Source organism: Streptomyces sp. NPDC052079 (assembly GCF_040680275.1).
Taxonomy (GTDB): domain Bacteria; phylum Actinomycetota; class Actinomycetes; order Streptomycetales; family Streptomycetaceae; genus Streptomyces.
Map to the genome: position 1 here is coordinate 42,963 of NZ_JBFAWL010000010.1, position 18,114 is coordinate 61,076.

19 protein-coding genes and 1 pseudogene are annotated in these 18,114 nt (G+C 72.2%); 12 read left to right on the plus strand and 8 right to left on the minus strand.

The window, feature by feature from the left end; translation table 11 throughout:
* Positions 1 to 241: 241 nt before the first annotated feature.
* The 4 genes from AB0L56_RS17325 to AB0L56_RS17340 all read left to right on the plus strand — a co-directional run bounded on the left by AB0L56_RS17325 (position 242) and on the right by AB0L56_RS17340 (position 5,044).
* Positions 242 to 1,558 carry a CAP domain-containing protein gene (locus tag AB0L56_RS17325; protein WP_365424223.1) on the plus strand — a complete coding sequence of 439 codons (1,317 nt, stop codon included), beginning with the start codon at positions 242 to 244 and terminating at the stop codon, positions 1,556 to 1,558.
* An 81-nt stretch (positions 1,559 to 1,639) separates the two neighbouring features.
* Positions 1,640 to 2,317, plus strand: a complete 678-nt coding sequence (locus AB0L56_RS17330; RefSeq protein WP_365424225.1) for an AIM24 family protein — start codon at positions 1,640 to 1,642, stop codon at positions 2,315 to 2,317.
* 82 nt (positions 2,318 to 2,399) lie between these two features.
* Positions 2,400 to 3,359, plus strand: coding sequence for a threonine/serine dehydratase (locus AB0L56_RS17335; protein WP_365424227.1), 960 nt, complete (start codon positions 2,400 to 2,402; stop codon positions 3,357 to 3,359).
* A gap of 86 nt (positions 3,360 to 3,445) precedes the next feature.
* On the plus strand, positions 3,446 to 5,044 hold the full coding sequence (locus AB0L56_RS17340; RefSeq protein ID WP_365424229.1) for a serine/threonine-protein kinase: 1,599 nt from the start codon (positions 3,446 to 3,448) through the stop codon (positions 5,042 to 5,044).
* On the opposite strand, the gene AB0L56_RS17345 is transcribed toward AB0L56_RS17340, so the two are convergent.
* The gene (locus AB0L56_RS17345; protein ID WP_365424231.1) at positions 5,003 to 6,481 is read right to left on the minus strand and encodes a serine hydrolase; all 1,479 of its coding nucleotides are present in this window, start codon (positions 6,479 to 6,481) and stop codon (positions 5,003 to 5,005) included. The two genes, AB0L56_RS17340 and AB0L56_RS17345, sit on opposite strands and share 42 nt — an antisense overlap.
* A 74-nt stretch (positions 6,482 to 6,555) precedes the next feature.
* Here AB0L56_RS17345 and AB0L56_RS17350 point away from each other — a divergent pair, with 74 nt between their 5' ends.
* Both AB0L56_RS17350 and AB0L56_RS17355 read left to right on the plus strand, forming a co-directional pair.
* Positions 6,556 to 7,527 (plus strand): LLM class F420-dependent oxidoreductase, encoded by a 972-nt coding sequence (locus AB0L56_RS17350; RefSeq protein WP_365424233.1) that lies wholly within the window; start codon positions 6,556 to 6,558, stop codon positions 7,525 to 7,527.
* Positions 7,528 to 7,632: 105 nt separating this feature from the next.
* Positions 7,633 to 8,058: an SsgA family sporulation/cell division regulator gene (locus AB0L56_RS17355; protein WP_361032595.1), complete on the plus strand. Its 426-nt coding sequence runs from the start codon at positions 7,633 to 7,635 to the stop codon at positions 8,056 to 8,058.
* 36 nt (positions 8,059 to 8,094) lie between these two features.
* Here the strand turns inward: AB0L56_RS17355 and AB0L56_RS17360 are convergent, their stop codons facing one another.
* Positions 8,095 to 8,592: a DUF6328 family protein gene (locus tag AB0L56_RS17360; protein ID WP_361032592.1), complete on the minus strand. Its 498-nt coding sequence runs from the start codon at positions 8,590 to 8,592 to the stop codon at positions 8,095 to 8,097.
* A gap of 150 nt (positions 8,593 to 8,742) precedes the next feature.
* Here AB0L56_RS17360 and AB0L56_RS17365 point away from each other — a divergent pair, with 150 nt between their 5' ends.
* On the plus strand, positions 8,743 to 9,081 hold the full coding sequence (locus AB0L56_RS17365; protein ID WP_361032589.1) for a hypothetical protein: 339 nt from the start codon (positions 8,743 to 8,745) through the stop codon (positions 9,079 to 9,081).
* 9 nt (positions 9,082 to 9,090) lie between these two features.
* Here AB0L56_RS17365 and AB0L56_RS17370 read toward each other — a convergent pair whose 3' ends face one another.
* Positions 9,091 to 10,074 (minus strand): aldo/keto reductase, encoded by a 984-nt coding sequence (locus AB0L56_RS17370; protein WP_365424236.1) that lies wholly within the window; start codon positions 10,072 to 10,074, stop codon positions 9,091 to 9,093.
* A gap of 343 nt (positions 10,075 to 10,417) precedes the next feature.
* Between AB0L56_RS17370 and AB0L56_RS17375 the strand changes: the two are divergent.
* Together AB0L56_RS17375 and AB0L56_RS17380 are read left to right on the plus strand one after the other, a co-directional pair.
* Positions 10,418 to 10,798 (plus strand): annotated as a pseudogene (locus AB0L56_RS17375) (tyrosinase cofactor).
* Positions 10,799 to 10,831: 33 nt separating this feature from the next.
* Positions 10,832 to 11,662: a tyrosinase family protein gene (locus tag AB0L56_RS17380; protein ID WP_365424238.1), complete on the plus strand. Its 831-nt coding sequence runs from the start codon at positions 10,832 to 10,834 to the stop codon at positions 11,660 to 11,662.
* Between the two features lie 9 nt (positions 11,663 to 11,671).
* On the opposite strand, the gene AB0L56_RS17385 is transcribed toward AB0L56_RS17380, so the two are convergent.
* From AB0L56_RS17385 to AB0L56_RS17395, 3 genes are all read right to left on the minus strand, one after another.
* A complete protein-coding gene (locus AB0L56_RS17385; RefSeq protein WP_365424240.1) occupies positions 11,672 to 12,370 on the minus strand; it encodes a ribonuclease H in 699 nt (232 codons plus the stop codon).
* Between the two features lie 41 nt (positions 12,371 to 12,411).
* The gene (locus AB0L56_RS17390) at positions 12,412 to 13,209 is read right to left on the minus strand and encodes a VOC family protein (RefSeq protein ID WP_365424242.1); all 798 of its coding nucleotides are present in this window, start codon (positions 13,207 to 13,209) and stop codon (positions 12,412 to 12,414) included.
* Positions 13,210 to 14,035: 826 nt separating this feature from the next.
* Positions 14,036 to 14,518, minus strand: coding sequence for a VOC family protein (locus tag AB0L56_RS17395; RefSeq protein WP_361032571.1), 483 nt, complete (start codon positions 14,516 to 14,518; stop codon positions 14,036 to 14,038).
* 208 nt (positions 14,519 to 14,726) lie between these two features.
* On the opposite strand from AB0L56_RS17395, the gene AB0L56_RS17400 reads away from it, so the two are divergent.
* Positions 14,727 to 15,383, plus strand: coding sequence for an ATP-dependent Clp protease proteolytic subunit (locus AB0L56_RS17400; protein ID WP_361032568.1), 657 nt, complete (start codon positions 14,727 to 14,729; stop codon positions 15,381 to 15,383).
* Positions 15,383 to 15,985: an ATP-dependent Clp protease proteolytic subunit gene (locus tag AB0L56_RS17405; RefSeq protein WP_190163336.1), complete on the plus strand. Its 603-nt coding sequence runs from the start codon at positions 15,383 to 15,385 to the stop codon at positions 15,983 to 15,985. The genes AB0L56_RS17400 and AB0L56_RS17405 overlap by 1 nt, the downstream gene beginning before the upstream one ends.
* Positions 15,986 to 16,011: 26 nt before the next feature.
* Here the strand turns inward: AB0L56_RS17405 and AB0L56_RS17410 are convergent, their stop codons facing one another.
* Positions 16,012 to 16,407, minus strand: coding sequence for a helix-turn-helix transcriptional regulator (locus tag AB0L56_RS17410; protein WP_361032564.1), 396 nt, complete (start codon positions 16,405 to 16,407; stop codon positions 16,012 to 16,014).
* Between the two features lie 232 nt (positions 16,408 to 16,639).
* Here AB0L56_RS17410 and AB0L56_RS17415 point away from each other — a divergent pair, with 232 nt between their 5' ends.
* Entirely contained in the window at positions 16,640 to 17,527 is an 888-nt protein-coding gene (locus tag AB0L56_RS17415; protein WP_365424245.1) for an RNA polymerase sigma factor SigF, read from the plus strand.
* Positions 17,528 to 17,547: 20 nt separating this feature from the next.
* Here the strand turns inward: AB0L56_RS17415 and AB0L56_RS17420 are convergent, their stop codons facing one another.
* Positions 17,548 to 18,003: an ATP-binding protein gene (locus AB0L56_RS17420; protein ID WP_361032558.1), complete on the minus strand. Its 456-nt coding sequence runs from the start codon at positions 18,001 to 18,003 to the stop codon at positions 17,548 to 17,550.
* Between the last annotated feature and the right edge of the window lie 111 nt (positions 18,004 to 18,114).

Sequence of the window (18,114 nt, forward strand, 5' to 3'; positions counted from 1 at the left end):
GTGGTCGGCCCGGGAACCGCCGTGCCGCCCACCGAGCTGTACGAGTCCGGTCCCGACCTCGCCCCGCCCGTGAGCCGCCCGACCGCCCAGCCGGCGCCGGGCCCGGCGGACCGGGGCCCCCGGACTGAGCCGAGACACTGCGCCGCTGACCGTCCGCCCGGGAACCCGCGCCGCCGGCCCGTCGTTGTCCGGACACCCCCCACCGGTCCGTGTGCCACGACGACTCCATCAGGGCGGCGCTATGAGCGAGTTGGTTCCCGGCGGCAATCTGCTCCTCCCGGGCGGCGCCGTCTCCGTCCGGGTGCCCGGGCCCTTCGACGTGTCCGCGCTGATCACGGACGACGGCGGGAAGGTGCGCGGCGACGGCGACTTCGTGTTCTACAACCAGCCGGCCGCCCCAGGAGCCCGGCTGAGCGGTGACACGCTCACCGTGGACCCGGCGGCGCTGCGGCCCGGCGCCACGCGGGTCACGGTGGCCGTCAGCCCCGCTGAGCCCGGCGTCCCGCTCAGCGGGCTGCCCGTACCCGTGCTGGAGGTCGCCGGCGGCGGACGTCCGCTCGCCCGGTTCTCGCCACCGCGCCCCCGGCAGGAGACCGTTCTGCTGCTCGCGGAGATCTACCGGCGCGGCGACCGCTGGAAGCTGCGCGCCCTGGGGCAGGGGTACGCCGACGGACTGGCCGGTCTCGCCCGGGACTTCGGAGTCGACGTGGAGGAGGACGACGGGGCCGTCTCCACCCGGACGGGCCCCGCCGCACCGCCCCGCCCCCAGGCCCCGCCGTCCGCCGGGGACGGCTTCCTGGAGCTGGTGAACTCGGCCCGGACCGCGGTCGGTTCGGCTGCGGTCGCCCATGACGCGCGGCTGGAGGAGGCGGCGCGGGACCACGCCGCCGTGATGGCCCGGGGCGGACGCCTGGGTGTCGAGGGCGTCGACGGTGTCTCCGTCCACCGGCGTGTCGTGGCCGCCGGATACCCGTATCTCACCGTCGGCGAGCACTTGGTGTCGGGCCCTCCCACCGTCGCCCTGTTCCTCGACCACTGTCTGCGTCACGAGGCGGCCCGGCGGACCGTGTGCGACCCGGCCTTCGTACACGCCGCGGTGGCGTCCGCCCGCGGTGCCGGCTCCGGCGAGACGTACTGGACGGCACTGTGGGCCAGTCCGCTCACCCCTGAGGGCCTGGAGCGGACCGCGGCCGAGGTCGTCGACCTCACCAACCGGGAGCGTGCCCGGGCCGGGCTGCCGCCGCTGTCCCGTGATGCGCTGCTGGCCGCGGCCGCGCAGGCGCACTGCGCCGACATGGCGGCCCGCGACTTCTACTCCCACACCGCACCGGACGGCAGCCGGCCCTGGGACCGGGCGGCGGCCGCGGGCTCCGCGCGGCGCACGATCGGCGAGAACATAGCCTGCGGCCAGCGCTCGGCCGCCGAGGTGGTGCGGGGGTGGATGAACAGCCCCGTTCACCGCGCCAACATCCTCAAGGCCGAGTTCACCCACATCGGCGTCGGTTTCGCGGGCGGGGGCCGGTCGGGCACGTACTGGACGCAGCTCTTCGGAGCCTGACCCGCGGCGCCCGCCGTGTCGGCTGTCGTGTCGGCTGCCGTGATCCTGGCGGAGGGGGAGCGTCCGGGCGAGGATGCCTTCATGAAGGGTGACCTGTTTTCCAGTCAGCACATGGTGCAGCCGGCCACGGCCGCGGGCATGACGGTCGACAACCCCAAGTGCCTCCGCTACACGGTCGACGGCGAGATGCTCGCCCGTCAGGGCGCGATGGTCGCCTACCGCGGCAGCCTCCGGTTCGAGCGCAGGGGCCAGGGCGTGGGCGGCATACTCAAGCGCGCTGTGACCGGCGAGGGACTGCCGCTGATGGCGGTGAGCGGACGGGGCGAGGCCTGGTTCGCCCACGAGGCGCAGAACTGCTTCGTCGTGGAGATCGACCCGGGCGACGAGTTCACCGTCAACGGGCGCAACGTCCTGTGCTTCGACGCCTCGCTGTCGTACCGCATCGCGACCGTGAAGGGCGCAGGGATCACCGGGGGCGGCCTGTTCAACAGCGTCTTCACCGGGCACGGCCGGCTGGGGCTGGTGTGCGACGGGAATCCGCTGGTCATCCCGGTGTCACCCGAGTACCCGGTGTACGTGGACACGGACGCGATCGTCGGCTGGACCGCGGGCCTGGACACCTCGCTGCACCGTTCGCAGTCGCTGGGCTCGATGCTGCGCGGCGGGTCGGGCGAGGCCGTGCAGCTGATGCTGCGGGGGCAGGGCCATGTCGTCGTCCGGCCCAGCGAGGCGACACCGCACAGGGTCCAGCAGCACTGAGCATGGTTGACCCCGTCCGCCGCGCGGGTCAGGGTGGATCACGGCGCGGACCACCCGCCCCCGTGCCGGAGAGGTGGCAGTCGTGATCGGGATCGCCGGGATCGAGACCGCGGCCGAGCGGATCGCCGGGCATGTGGTGCGGACCCCGACCGTGCCGAGCCCCGGGCTTTCGGCCCTGCTGGGTGTCCCGGTCACGGCGAAGCTGGAGCTGCTGCAGCGCACCGGTTCGTTCAAGGTGCGGGGTGCGGCGGCGAAGCTGCTGTCGCTGAGCGAGGCCGAGCGGGCCGCCGGGGTCGTGGCGGTGAGCGGCGGCAACCACGGGATCGCCCTCGCGGAGATGGCCGCCGCACTGGATGTGAAGGCCACGGTGGTGATGCCGCGTTCCGCACCCGTCCGGGCGGTGGAGCTCGCGGAGTCGGCGGGCGCCTCGGTGCGGCTGACCGACGACATGGACAGCGCGTTCGCGCTCATGAAGCCGCTCCAGCAGGAGGGGCTGACGCTGGTCCATCCCTTCGACGACCCGGTGGTGATCGCCGGGCAGGGCACCGTGGGCCTGGAGTTCGCCGCGGACGCCGGGGACCTGACGGACGTACTGGTGAGCATCGGGGGCGGCGGACTGATCTCCGGAGTCGCGGCCGCACTGCGGGCGCTGCGGCCCGGGGTGCGGGTCTGGGGCGTGGAGACCGAGGGGGCGCAGGCGATGTCCGAGGCGCTGGCGGCCGGCGGCCCGGTGCCGGTGGAGCTGAGGTCGATCGTCTCCACGCTGAGCGCCCCGGCGGTGTCGCAGCTGACGTACGAGCATGTGTCGGAGCTGGTCACAGAGGTTCTTGTGGTGCCGGACCGGGAGGCGGTGCAGGGCTCCCTGGATCTCGCGGACCACGCCAAGCTGTGGGCGGAGCCGGCGGCCGGCTGTCTGCTGCCCGCCGCGCGGCGGGTGCTCGAGCGGGTCGGCGAGGGAGCGCGGCTCGGTCTTGTGGTGTGCGGCGACAACGCCACGACCGGCGACATGATCGCCTGGACGGAACACTTCGAGCTCCGCTGATCCCTTCTTTGAACTTTGAACGCATCCGGCCCCCTCCCCCGTACCACTGGGGACAGCGGGATACAGCGGTTCGACGAGGGATGGCCATGGGCAGGGCGCACGTCTCCACAGACCAACCGGTGGCCGGCCGGTACCGGCTGGTCGAGATCAGTCATCGTGAGACCAACCGCGTCAGCTGGTACGCCGAGGACCTCCAGACGGGCCGCCCGTGCCTGGTCACCCGGACCGAGCTGCCGCAGGACGCCGGGGAGGCCGCCCGCCGCATCCCGTCGCGCGTCCTGCGGGCCACGGAGAGCGTGGACCGGCTGTGCCCCGGCCGCATCGCCACGGTCGTCGACACCGTCGAGGAGGACGGCTGTCTGTGGACCGTCACCGCCTGGATCGACGGCACTCCCTTGAACCAAGTGCTCGCCGAGCAGGGCACGTTCAACTATGTGCGGGCCGCGCGCATCGCGCTGGAGGTGCTCGACGTCCTGGACGCCGCGCACGCCGAGGACATCATGCACGGTGAGCTCAGTCCCGGTCAGGTGTTCCTGCGCGAGGGCGGCCCGGTCGTCGTCACCGGGTACGGCCTGGCGGGGAACACTTCGGCGCCCCGGCTCACGGCACCGTCGTACGCCTCTCCGGAGCAGGCCCGTGACCAGCGGATCGGTCCGGCGGCGGACCTGTGGGCCCTGGGGGCGATCCTCTACACGATGCTCGAGGGCCGGCCGCCCATCCGGGACCGCGGACGGCCCGAGGCCACGCTGAAGGCCGTGGACCGGCTGCCGCTGCGCGCCCCGGTGCGCTCCGGGCCGCTCACCCGGGTGGTCCAGGGACTGCTGCGCAGGGACGCACGGGAGCGGCTGACCCGCGAGGTGGTCCGGGAGGCGCTCACCCGCGTGCTCCGCGAGGATCCCGTGGCCGTGGAGGCGCCGATGCCGGGCCCGTGGCTGCGCGGTGCGTACACCGCGCAACTGCGCCGTGCGGGCAGCGAGTTGAGCCGGAGAACCATGGTGCTGGGCACCACCCTGGCCGTGGCCACCGTCGCGGTCGCCGTGCTCGCCGCGACCCAGGGGCTGCCGGGCACCGGCTCCGGCGAGGACTCCGCGGCCGACGCGCCGCCGGCCTCGGCGTCCGCGCCGACGGGTTCCGCCGCACCGGACGGCGGGAGCGACCCCGGTGGGGCGGACCCGGCCCCGCCGTCGACCGCACCGTCCCCGTCGGGCACGGGCGGCCTCCCGCCCGGCTACCGGACCTACAGCGCCCCCGAGGGCTTCTCCGTGGCGCTGCCCGAGGGCTGGAAGCGGCTGGACACCTCGCGTGCCGGTGACCTGGCCTACCGCGTGACCTTCGGCGCCGAGGACGATCCGCGCACGCTCGCCGTCACCTACAGCACGCGCGTGGGATCGGACGCCGTGGCCGTGTGGCGGGACGACGTGGAGCCGCCGCTGGAGCGGTCCGGCGGCTATGAACGGATCGGCGCCATCAAGGCGCGGACCTACCAGGGCCGTGAGGCGGCCGACATGGAGTGGTACGCCGACGACGACGGCACCCGGCTGCGCACCTTCGGCCGCGGTTTCCTGCTGGGCGGCGGGCGTGGCTTCTCGCTGCGCTGGACGACGCCCGCCGCCGACTGGGAGGAACCCGCGAGCCGGGAGGCGCTACAAACCTTCCTGCGGACGTTCCGCCCGGGCGCGGACTGAGCCGCGTGGGGCACGCAGTCGGCGCAGGGGCCAGTCGCCCAGCGGCCGGGTGAGCCAGCGGGCCCGGAAGGTTCCGTCGGGGAGGGAGCACAGCACCCGCAGACGGTGCGGCGTCTCCAGGAACGCCAAATCCGCGGTGAAGGTGTCCGCGTCGGTCGTGCCGCCGCTCACGGCGACCGGGACGGGCTGCTCGGTGACGGTCCAGCCCGGTCCCTCGTACCGCACGTCGAACGGCTCGCCGTCCTCCGTGAGGCGCAGCGTCCAGCCGCCGGCGTCCGCCGTGATCCTGGCCTCGGTCAGCTTGGGCAGGTCGGCACAGGCGCCGCCCTCCGGGGTGAACACGGCGTCCGGCCGGTCCCCGGCCCACTGCGGCGGGACCGGGCCTCCGTCGGCCGGGGGGAGGGCGAGCGCGTCGAGGCGCTCGCGCAGGGCGGTGTCCGCGTCGTCGCGGCCGGTCAGCGGTCCGGGACGGAAGGCGGGCAGGAGGTGCTGCCAGACCAGGTCGAGGTACTCCTGCATCCGCTCGGTCCCGCTCGTCGCGGCGATCACCGCGTCGTGCTCGGGCAGGACGATGCAGAACTGCCCGTAGGCCCCGTCGCCCCGGAACCCGTGCCGGGACATCCAGAACTGGTACCCGTAGCCGCGGATCGAGTCCTGCCGGTCCCCCACCAGCGTGGCTCCGGCGGTGGGTATGTGCGGGTGCGAGGCGCGGGCGACCCACCCCTCGGGCAGCAGCCGTTCGCCGCGCCACACCCCGTCGTCCAGATACAGCTGGCCGAGCCGCGCCACGGCGTCGGTGGCGGCGTGCAGTCCGCTGAAGCCGATCTCGCGGCCGGTCCGGTCCCGCTGCCACAGCGTCTCGCCGATGCCCAGCGGGTCGAACAGCCGGGGCCGCAGGTATGCGGTGAGCGTCTGCCCGGTGACCCGCTGCACGATCGCGCCGAGGGTGTAGGTGCAGGGCTGGTTGTACGCGAAGACGGTGCCCGGGTCGCGCTGCGGCGGCTGGAGCAGGAAGCCACGCACGGGTTCGTGGGGGTCGGTGCCGTACGTCGCGTCGACGGTCTCGTCCTCGTGGCCGCTGGCCATGGACGCCACATGCCGGACCAGCATCGCCCGGCTGCGCGGGTCGGTGATGTCGGCCTCGAACTCCGGGAAGTACGACAGCACCGGGGCGTCGAAGTCGATCAGCCCCTCGGCCTCGGCGAGGGCGGCGGCGGTCGCCGTGAAGCTCTTGCTGAGCGAGTACAGCAGATGCGGGCGCCGCGCGGTGTACGGCGACCACCAGCCGGCGGCCACGAGGTGACCGTGGCGCAGGATCATCAGGCTGTGCGGCTCGATGTCCGGGTCGGCTTCGAGGGCGTCGAGGAAGGCGTGCACGCCGGACGCGTCGACGCCCTGGGCGGCGGGGTCCGCGGTGGGGAGCGGGTGAGCTGTCATGAGGGGCATCCTGCCCGGGAAGCCTCCGGGTGATCCACCGTTTTGTCCCTCCCGGGCCGGGGGACCCGGGCGATATGGTGCAAATCGGATACACGATGATGACCGAACAGGCCGGGCCCCGTGAGCTGGTCCAGCATGTGGTGCGGGCGGAGGAGGTGGGGTTCGACTTCTCGGTGACCTCCGACCACTACTTCCCCTGGCTGGACTCGCAGGGGCACTCGCCGTACGCCTGGAGCGTGCTGGGCGCCGCCGCGCAGGCCACCTCGCGCATCCCGCTGATGACGTACGTGACGTGCCCGACGTTCCGCTACCACCCGGCGGTGGTGGCGCAGAAGGCGGCGACGATGCAGTTGCTCTCCGAGGGCCGGTTCCGGCTCGGGCTCGGTTCCGGGGAGAACCTCAATGAGCACGTGGTGGGCGCGGGCTGGCCGTCCGTGGATGTGCGGCACGAGATGCTCGAGGAGGCGCTGGAGATCATCCGGGCGCTGTTCGGGGGCGGGCATGTGAACCATCGGGGCAACCACTTCGACGTCGAGTCCGCCCGGCTGTGGGACATGCCGGACGATCCCGTGCCGATCGGCGTGGCGGTGTCCGGCAAACGGTCCTGCGCGCTGGCGGGCCGGTTCGCCGACCTGGTGATCGCCACGGAGCCGGAGGCGAAGCTGCTCGACGATTTCGACCGGCACGGCGGGCAGGGCAAGCCGCGGGTGGGACAGCTGCCGGTGTGTTACGACCCCGACCGGGACGCGGCCGTGGCACGCGCCCACGAAGAGTTCCGCTGGTTCAACAGCGGCTGGAAGGTCAATTCCGAGCTGCCGCACCCGGATTCGTTCACCCAGGCGACCCAGTTCGTCCGCCCGGACGACATTGCCGGGGCCATTGCGTGCGGGAACGACCCGGCGGACTTCGTGGAGGCCGTCCGCCCCTACGCCGAGGCCGGCTTCACCGAGATCGCCCTGGTGCAGGTCGGCGGCGATGCCCAGCTGGGGTTCCTGGACTGGTCGGAGAAGACGCTGTTGCCGGCCCTGCGGGACGCGCTCGGCTGACGCCCGCGGGACCGGATGACGGTGTTTCACCCGTTGAGCTGAGCATCTCGCGCGGATGCGGGGTACTAGAGGGCCCTACGCCGGTACTTCCCGAAAGGCCCTCTCGTGACTTCGTTCGTGCACAAGACCCTGGTGGTGGAGCTCCAGGCGGGGGTCACGGACCGCTTCCCCGTGCTCGCCCACCTCAGTTACGACCCGTCCGACCCGTTCGCCGTCACCGTCGTCTTCAGTCACGACGGCCGGATCCTAGCCCGCTGGCAGCTGGACCGGGAGATGGTCACCGCCGGTCTGACCCGCCCGGTCGGGATCGGGGACGTGCGGCTGCGCCCGGAGTCCCGGGGGGTCGGCAGGGAGCTGCGGATGGAGTTCCTCGGCGAGGCGCACGCCGATGGCGGCCGGCACCACGCGGTGGTGTTCGCCTGGGCCGAGGCCGTCGGCGAGTTCCTGCGGGAGACCCGCCGGGCGGTCCCGCCGGGGCGCGAGGAGGTGCACGTGGACGACTTCCTCGCGGACGTCCTCGCCGGGAGCTGACCCCCTCGGGCGTGCGGGGAGCCCGCGCGCCCTTCGTCACCGTGCCGTGTGGCGGTACCGGGTCCACATCGGCAGGCCGAACCAGCACAGCAGATACCAGCAGACGACTCCGGACACGATGTACGGGACGTAGCCGTTGTGGGTGGCCACGCGCAGGATGAGCAGCAGCGAGGCGCTGGTGGTGGCGAGCAGCAGCAGCAGGCCGAGCAGGGTGAGCCGCGACGCCCACTGCACCGCCTGCGGTTTGATGAGCCGGCCGGAGACGAGCCGGTGCAGCGAGACCGGACCGATGAGCGCTCCGGTCGCACAGGCGCCCAGCACCACCGTCACGATGTAGATCGTCCTGTCGCTGTCGGACAGGTCGTCGTACGTCGGCGTGAACACGACCGTCAGCAGGAAGCCGAACAGGATCTGTACGCCCATCTGGGCGACGCGGACCTCCTGGATGAGTTCCGTCCACATCCGGTCCGCCCGCTCCTCCTCGGTCTCGTTGCGCCCCCGGCGCCTGCTCCCGCCCCGCTCCGTGTCCGACACAGTGCCTCCCTGTACTCGCGGCCTCGGTGGGTGTCCCCTTCCCGGTTTCCCCGAAAGCCGCGGTGCTCCCCGGGCCGGTCGCCGGTTTGCCGGCCCGGGCCACGGTTACACGGACGGCGATGACACCGAGGCCGGGAGGTCGTGGGACGCATGACGGACACCCAGCTCACCGTGACGCTCAGCGGCGGCGGCGTCGACGACGCCCGGGCGGTCGTCCGGGCGCTGGAGGGCGCCTTCGGGGCGCCGGACCAGCGTCCCTCCGACGAGCGGGCGACGGTCCATGTGGCGACGTTCGCCGGGGAGGGACAGGGGGCCGCCGGGCAGACGGACGCGGGGGCGCTGTCCGCACCGGTGTCCGTGACCCTGCAGGGCACCCCGGACGCGGTGCGGCGGGCGCACGACACCCTGAGGCGGTCCTTCACCACCCGCGACGAGGGCGCCTCCTCCGGGGACCAGGAGCAGGAGAGGCAACTGCTCCTGGAGCCGTGACCGCCGCTGCTACCAGCGGTTCTCCACCTGGTCCTTGATCCGCCGGTCGTAGAGGTCGCCGATCGCGCTCAGCGTCGCGTCGGAGAGCTCCGGCAGCCGGGCGGCCGCCGCGTTGGCGCGGGCCTGCTCGGGCGAGCGGGCGCCGGGGATGACGGTGGTGACACCGGGCTGCTGGACGATCCAGCGCAGGGCCAGCTGGGCCGGGGTGTATCCCTCGGGGGCGAGCGCGGCGAACTCGGCGGCGGCCTCGACACCGGTCCCGTACTCGATGCCGGAGAAGGTTTCGCCCTGGTCGAAGGCCTCACCGTGCCGGTTGAAGGTGCGGTGGTCGTTCTCGGCGAAGACGGTGTCCCGGGTGTACTTGCCGGACAGCAGTCCGGAGGCGAGCGGAACCCGGGCGATGATGCCGACGCCCGCCTCCCGGGCGGCCGGGAGCACCTCGCGCAGCGGCTTCATGCGGAACGGGTTGAGGATGATCTGCACGCTCGCCACGTTCGGCCGCGCGATGGCCGTCAGGGCCTCCGCGCAGGTCTCCACGCTGACGCCGTAGGCGGCGATGCGCTCCTCCGCCACCAGGGTGTCGAGGGCGTCGAAGACCTCATCCCTGGAATAGACGGGGGTCGGCGGGCAGTGCAGCTGCACCAGGTCGATGCGGTCGACGCCCAGGTTGCGCCGTGAACGGTCGTTCCACGCGCGGAAGTTGTCCAGGACGTAGTTCTCGGGGATCTGATCGAGCCGGCGGCCCATCTTGGTGGCGACCAGCACATGCAGATCGGGCCGTCCGCTCAGGAACGACGCGATGGTCTGCTCGCTGCGTCCGTCGCCGTAGACGTCGGCGGTGTCGAAGAAGGTGACTCCCGACTCGGCGGCGGCCTCGAGGACCGCCAGTGCCTCCTTGTCGTCGACGTCGCCCCAGTCCGCCCCGAGTTGCCATGTGCCGAGACCGACCACGGAGGCGTGCTGACCCGACCTGTCGAATGTGCGCTCGTCCATGACGCCAGTCTGTCATCCGTCACGGCGGGCGGCTCGGGCACCGGTCCGGTGACGATCCGCGCAGGTCATCCGTGGGATCGCGCCAATCTCGCGGGGTGACGCGGGCCACAGGTCGGACAGCATCCATGGAAGATCATCCGGGGGGCGCGCCACAGGGAGCGGAATTTCCCCTTCCATCACCACGGACCGGCACTCCGCAACAAGATCATCTTCGTTCAAGTCGGTACGACATGGCAGCAATTGCCCGGATCGCAGCCAACCGCCTCGGCGGCATTTCTCCCGTTACCGGCACCGGCGATAGGGATGCGGGGTCCTGACCTCGAAACGACCCGAGGAGATCCGTATGCCGGAACTCAGCCGTCGCCGCGCGCTCACCACGGCGGCCAGCCTCGCCACAGCCGCCGGTGTGCCATCGGCCCTCGCTCCGTCCGCACGGGCCGCCGGGGGCGCCGGGCGCCGCCAAGACTCCCCCGCGGACTTCGACGAGGTCTAACGGGGCCGCCTGATACGGGGCACCTCGTCCGCGGCCGGCAGTCACCACCACCACGAGCCCGGATATGCCGTGTTCGTGGACGCCGTGGAGCTGCATGTGATGCGGAACGCCGACGGCAGCTGGATCAGCGTCGTCAGCCACTACGACCCGGTCCCCTCCCCGCGCGCGGCCGCCCGTGCCGCGGTGGACGAACTGCAGGGCGCCCCGCTGCTTCCCCCGCCCGCCAACTGATCCCCCAACAAGCACCCTCGTAGCACCCCGCACATGACCGTCCGCAAGAACCAAGCGAGCCTGACCGCCTCGGAGAAGCGCCGTTTCGTCGCCGCACTGCTGGAACTCAAGCGCAGCGGCCGTTACGACGAGTTCGTCACCACCCACAACGCCTTCATCATGTCCGACACCGATCACGGTGAGCGGACGGCCCACCGCTCACCGTCCTTCCTGCCCTGGCACCGCGGATTCCTCCTGGAGTTCGAGCGGGCCCTGCAGTCGGTGGACGCCTCGGTGGCCCTGCCCTACTGGGACTGGAGCAGCGACGCCGCCCGTGCCTGGGCGCGCTGCCCGCTGTGGGCGCCGGACTTCCTCGGCGGCAGCGGGCGCAGCCGTGACGGCCAGGTGACGGACGGGCCGTTCGCCGCCTCCACCGGGAACTGGCCGATCACCGTGGGGGTGGACGGCCGCACCTATCTCAGGCGCGCGCTCGGCGCCGGCGGACGCACCCTGCCGACGCCGGCGGAGGTCGAGTCGGTGCTGTCGATGTCCACGTACGACATGCCGCCCTGGAACAGCGCCTCGGACGGTTTCCGCAACCACCTGGAGGGCCGGCGCGGGGTCAACCTGCACAACCGGGTCCATGTGTGGGTCGGCGGGCACATGGCCACCGGGGCCTCCCCCAACGACCCGGTGTTCTGGCTGCACCACGCCTACGTCGACAAGCTGTGGGCCGAGTGGCAGCGCCGCCACCCCGGCTCCGGCTATCTTCCGGCCGCCCGGACGCCCGGCGTCGTCGATCTCCACGAGACCATGCGCCCGTGGCACGACACGTCCCCCGCGGATCTGCTGGACCACACCCCGCACTACACGTTCGACGTCTGAGCGATCTCTTCAGGCGCTCGTGACGGTCCGGCACTCGGGATGGCCCCAGCCCTTGTCGTTCTTGGCGATGGGCTCGCCGGCCCCGTAGGACCGTCCGCAGGGGCAGCGGCCGGGGAACTTCGCCTTGATGGTGCGGGACGACGCGCCGCCGCCCCGCTGCCGGGGCGGCCCGGCCGCGCGGGAGCCGCGCTTGGCGGCGCCGCCCGCCGGACGGTCCGGTGCCGCCGGCGGCTCGGGGGAACCCAGCGCGCTGCCGGCGTCCTCCTGGGCGGTGGCCGCCTGACTTGCGGCGCGGTCGGCGAAGTCGTTGAGCCGGTCGCCGTCGACCTGGTGGGCGGGGACGTAACGGAACTCCACGGAGCGGTTCTGCAGCAGGCCGTCGATGCGCACGACGAGTTCCTGGTTGGCGACCGGCTTTCCGGCCGCCGTGCGCCAGCCGTTGCGCTTCCAGCCCGGCAGCCAGGTGGTGACGGCCTTCATGGCGTACTGCGAGTCCATCCGCACCTCGAGCGGCACGGCGGGGTCGGTGGCCGCCAGCAGCCGCTCCAGCGCGGTGAGTTCGGCGACGTTGTTGGTGGCCGTGCCGAGCGCGCCCGCCTCCCAGCGGACCGGTGTCTCGGACGCATCGGCCACCACCCAGGCCCAGCCGGCGGGCCCGGGATTTCCCTTCGAAGCCCCGTCGCACGCGGCCACCACACATTCACACATGGGCCCGATCATGCCAGACCGGGCCGGGGAGCCCCGCCCGCTCAGTCCACCTCGGTCATCTTCGGCATCTCGCCCTTGGTGGTCGTGATGTCGATCACCGAGAAGTTCGCGCCCTGGGGGTCGCTGATCGCCGCGAACCGTCCGAACGGCGTGTCCATCGGGCCGAACCGCAGCACACCGCCGCGCTCGGTCGCCTTGGCCACGGCCTCGTCGCAGTCCGTGACGGTGAAGTAGACGTTGATGTAGGGCGGCATCTCGGGCGGGAAGTCGTCCGTCATCCTCATCCGGCCGAGTACGCTGCGGTCGCCGAGGTCGTAGATCCGGAAGTCCATCTCCTCCTCGATGAACTTCTTGGAGCGGTAGGAGAAGACGGCGGGGAAGAAGGCGTCGGACTTCTCCGGCTCACGGGTGAAGACCTCGGCCCAGCAGTACGCGCCGGGCTCGGCCATCGCCTCGAAGCCCTCGTGGGTACCCGCCTGCCAGAGGCCGAACACCACCCCGCCGGGGTCGCGGGCGAGGCACATGGTGCCGAAGTCGCCGACCTGCATCGGCTCCATGAGCACCTCACCGCCGTTGTCGCGGATCCGGGCGGCGGTCGCGGCGGCGTCCCGGGTCGCGAAGTAAAGGCACCACTGCGAGGTTCCCTCCTGCCCGGGCATGGGCGGTACGACGGCGGCGACCGCCTTGCCGTTGGCGTACGCCAGCGTGTAGTTGCCGAACTCCGACGAGGTCTCGCCGTAGGTCCAGCCCAGCACGTCACCGTAGAAGCTCTTCGCTCCCTCGATGTCGTCGAACATCGCGTCGGCCCAGCAGGGGGCCCCTTCGGGTTGTACGGCCATGGCTGCGGCCCTCCGGACGGCATGGTCGGTCCGCTTCCTCACGCTAGCCACCCCCGCTCCGGCCCGCGCGGCGAGCGGCCGCCCGGCGGGGAGTGCGTCTTCCCCGGCGGCCCGGCTGTGCTTGCCTGGGGGCCGTTTCGCCACCGCGCGGGGAGCCTTTCGTATGCGCAAGCCGTGGATCGGTCCGTGATGCTCGCACCCGCGCCGGCTCGACGCGTGCACCGATCCGTCGTCGGGACCGGTGACCGGGCCGCCACCGGCCGCCCCGCCGCAGCCGTCTACCACCACACACCAGCGGCCCACCGCCTCCGCACCGCGCGGCGTCCGACCGAGCAGAGCCGTACGGCGGGCGGGAGCGGGGGCCGCGGATCGTCTGGGTGCTGCAGGGCCCGAACCCGGTCACACCGACTGGGTGCGCCGGGTGAACGCGCTCTACGAGCGGCGGGCCGGGCTCCGGCGATGGCCGACGCGGGGAGGACGGTGAGCCCGGCGGGGGCGCGGTACACGTGGGCGCGGTACCTGCCGTTCGACGCCTACGAGCGCAGCCACCCCGACCACTGCACCGACCCGGAACCGGACGGCCCTGCACCGGGACGACGACCCCCTGCACTTTCTGTCTGGGCTCACGACGTGCATGCCCCGGGTGTGCCCGGTCCCCTCCCCCGGCATCGTGCGCATCGCACGGGAGATCACCCAGGCGCTCGGCGATCACGTCCGGGGCGGGTGAGCGGACGGTGCGAATCCGTTCCCCCTGGGCCCTCGCCGCGAACGCACGCCGGCCGACCGCGGGTAGCGGCGGGACCGGTGTACCGGGCCCGCCCCCGTCTCATTCGCCCGCGTACGCCTTCTCCAGGGCGGCGATGTCGAGCTTGCTCATGGTCATCATGGCCTTCAAGGCACGGTCGGCCTTCTCGCGGTCCGGGTCGCTGATCATCTCGGTCAGCCGCACCGGGTTGACCTGCCATGACACGCCGAACCGGTCCTTGAGCCAGCCGCACGGGCCGTGCTCGCCGCCGCCCTCGACCAGCTTCTCCCAGTAGTGGTCGATCTCCGCCTGGTCCTCGCAGTCGAGCTGGAAGGAGATCGCCTCGTTGAACGTGAACTCGGGTCCGCCGTTCAGCGCGACGAACCTCTGGCCGTTGGCCGTGAACTCGACGGTGAGCACGGAGCCCTCCTCGCCGGGCGCGGCACCGGTGTTGTGGACGATGTCACCGAGGCTCGAGTTCTTGAAGACCGAGACGTAGAAGTTCGCGGCCTCCTCCGCCTGGCCGTCGTACCAGAGACACGTGGTGAATCCGTCGGTCCTCATGAGTACCTCCCGGGGATGGATCGCGGTCATGGGTGTCGACTCCCGCGCGAGCCGGAACTCATCGGTGCCCGGCGCACCGGGAGCCGGACGGGCGCTCTGCCCGTGGCGAATCTGCCGCGGGCAGAGATTTCCCCGCTGGCCCGCCCGTCCCCCCGACAGTGGGTGACACGCACGGGCCGCGTTCCGACGAGCGATCCCAGGAGCGCCGATGTCTCCACTCACCGCCGGCTCATGGCCGGCCACGCTGCCCCGGGCCGAGGAGGGCGACACCCCGCCGACCCGGTTCGACGACCATCTCGCCGCCCAACTGCTCGCGCAGCGGATCGTGCTGCTGGGCACGCAGGTCGACGAGGTCTCCGCGAACCGGGTCTGCGCACAGCTGCTGATCCTGTCCGCCGAGGATCCCCGCACCGACATCAGCCTGTGCATCAACAGCCCCGGCGGTTCGGTACACGCCGGACTGGCGATCTACGACACGATGCGGCTGATCCCCAACGACGTCTCCACGCTGGTGATGGGCTTCGCGGCCAGCATGGGCCAGTTCCTGCTCTGCGTGGGCACGCCGGGCAAGCGCTACGCCCTGCCGAACGCGCGCGTCATGATGCACCAGCCGTCGGGCGGCATCGGCGGAACCACGGCCGACATCGAGATCCAGGCGGAGAACCTGGAGTTCACCAAGCGCACCATCGAGCGGATCACCGCCGAGCACACCGGACAGACCCCGGAGACGATCTCCCGGGACGGAGACCGGGACCGCTGGTTCACGGCCGAGCAGGCGCGGGAGTACGGGATGGTCGACCGGGTGGTGGAGTCGCTGGACGACGTCCGCCCGGCGGCGACACGGCGCAGGATGGGGCTGCAGTGATGGGGACGTACACGATTCCGAACGTCGTCGAGCGCACACCGCAGGGCGAGCGGTCGTACGACGTGTTCAGCCGGCTGCTGTCCGAGCGGATCATCTTCCTGGGGACGGAGATCGACGACGGCGTCGCCAACGTGGTCATCGCCCAGCTGCTCCACCTGGAGTCGGCGGCCCCGGAGAGCGAGATCGCGGTCTACATCAACTCCCCCGGCGGCTCGTTCACTTCGCTGATGGCGATCTACGACACCATGACGTTCGTCCAGGCGCCGATCTCGACGTTCTGCGTCGGGCAGGCGGCATCCACAGCGGCCGTGCTGCTGGCGGGCGGGGACCCGGGGCGGCGGTTCGTGCTGGAACACGCGCGTGTGCTGCTCGGGCAGCCGGCCTCGGGCGGGGCGCGCGGAACGGCGTCCGACCTGTCGCTCCAGGCCAAGGAGATGGTGCGGATCCGCTCCCAAGTGGAGGAGGTGCTGGCCCGGCACACGCACCACGACGTGGCGACACTGCGCGCGGACATGGACCGCGACAAGGTGTTCACCGCCGCCGAGGCCGTGGCCTACGGTCTGGCCGACGAGGTGCTGGCCCGGCGCCTGGCGCCTGTCTGAGGCGCCGGGCGGTGTGACGGGCGCGGTCAGGCGGCCAGGCAGAGTCCGCTGTGGGCGGAGCCGGACACGCCCCGGGCGGTGGGTGTCCGCCGGCTGGTGACGCGGACCAGCTCGCCCTGGGCCCGGTGCAGCAGGTCGCCGAGGCCGAGACCGAGCGCCTGGGCGGCGGCCGCGAGGACCTCCGAGGAGGCCTCCTTGCGGCCCCGCTCCACCTCCGACAGATACGGCATGGAGATCCGGGCCGCGTCGGCGACGTCCTTCAGCGTCCGTTCCTGGGCGAGCCGTTCCCTGCGCAGCACGTCGCCGACGAGGTCGCGCCACAGCGGCTCTCGCGGGGCGGGGGCCGGAGCCGGCGCGGCCGTCGGGGCGGCATCGGATCGCAGGGGTATGACGCGGGCGTGGTTCGGCGCTTGATTGGTCACCTGCTCAGCCTAGGGATGGTGGCCCGGAGGGGAAGGGAGCGGCATTCCGCCCTGAGTGAAGGCCGTCCGGGCTGCCCCGCGGAGTAGGTGGGCGTACCCTCGAACTCAGGCGTGACGACCCGTGCGCACCGTGTTTCCGGGCTCCCGGAAAACCGGTGGGCATAGGTTCGTGCGCCCTGGGTACTCGCGGGGCTCAGACACAGGGCATCCGTGACGTTCGTGGGGAGAGGTAATGGAGACCGCCGTGATCCGGTCGCAGGCACAGGGAGCCGACGGGCGCACCGAGGCCGGGACGGGCGGCGGAGACCTGTGGGAAGTGGTGGACCCGCGCGCCGTCGCACCACGCGACGCCAGGGAACTGTCCCGCCAGTTCTTCCGGCGCATGGCGGAACTCGAGGAGGGGACGCACGAGTACCAGTACGCGCGCAACACCCTCATCGAGATGAACATGTCGCTTGTGCGGTTCGCGGCCGGGCGGTTCCGCGGCCGGGGCGACGACATGGACGACATCGTCCAGACCGGCATGATCGGCCTGATCAAGGCGATCGACCGGTTCGAGCTGGCGCGCGAGGTCGAGTTCACCTCCTTCGCGCTGCCGTACATCGTCGGTGAGATCAAGCGCTTCTTCCGTGACACCACCTGGGCCGTGCATGTGCCGCGCCGGCTGCAGGAACTGCGGGTGGAGCTCGCCAAGGCCCGCGAGGAGCTCGCCAGCCGGCTGGACCGGGAGCCGACGGTCGCCGAGCTGGCGACGTTGATGAACATCACCGAGCAGCAGGTCGTCGAGGGGCAGCTCGCCGCGAACGGGTACAACTCCTCGTCGCTGGACGCCGCGCTCACCGGTGACGGGCCGGAGAACGGCGAGGCGGTCCTCGCCGACTTCATCGGGGTCGAGGAGGAGGGCCTGCGGCTGGTCGAGGACTTCCACGCGCTGGCACCGCTCATGGCCGAGCTCAGCGAGCGCGACCGGGAGATCATCCACCTGCGGTTCGTGGAGGAGGCGACGCAGGCGGAGATCGGTGAGCGCCTCGGCTGCTCCCAGATGCATGTGTCCCGCCTGATCAAGCGGATCATCGCCGGTCTGCGCGAGGGGATGCTGGGCGAACTCGGCTGCGCCTGACGGAAAAACGGGACAGAACCTCAGCCCGGGACGAGGCTCAGCACCGCGCGTACGCACTTGCCGACCGGCACCCGCTCCACGCCGACGTCCCGGGCCAGCGCCCGGACGATCTCCAGCCCGTGCCGTCCGACCCGCTGCGGATCGCGGGGGAAGACGCGGGGCAGGGTGCCGTCACTGTCGTAGACCGCCACGGTGAGCGAGGTGTCCGTGCCCTCCAGCTCCAGGATGTACGGGCCCTGGCTGTGCCGGTCGGCGTTGGTGACCAGTTCGCTCACCACCAGCAGGACCGCGCCGTCGGTCCGCGCGTCGATGACGGCGCACCATTCGGTCCTCAGCTGCTGGAGGAACTCCGCGGCGAAGGCCCGCGCCTCGGCGATGTTTCCCGGCTCGCCGGTGAAGTGTGCCGCGCGCCGCAGCGGTTCCACGGGCACGTCGAAAGGGGTCGGTATCACTGCCCCGTCCAGGTCATAGGTCATGCGTGTTCTCTCTGCCAGGCCGGGTGGCCGGTCGATCTCCACCAGTCCTGGTACCCCGGCTCCGGCGGCGCAGTCCCACCTGATCGGTGTCCGGTGCCGCGGGCGGGGAAC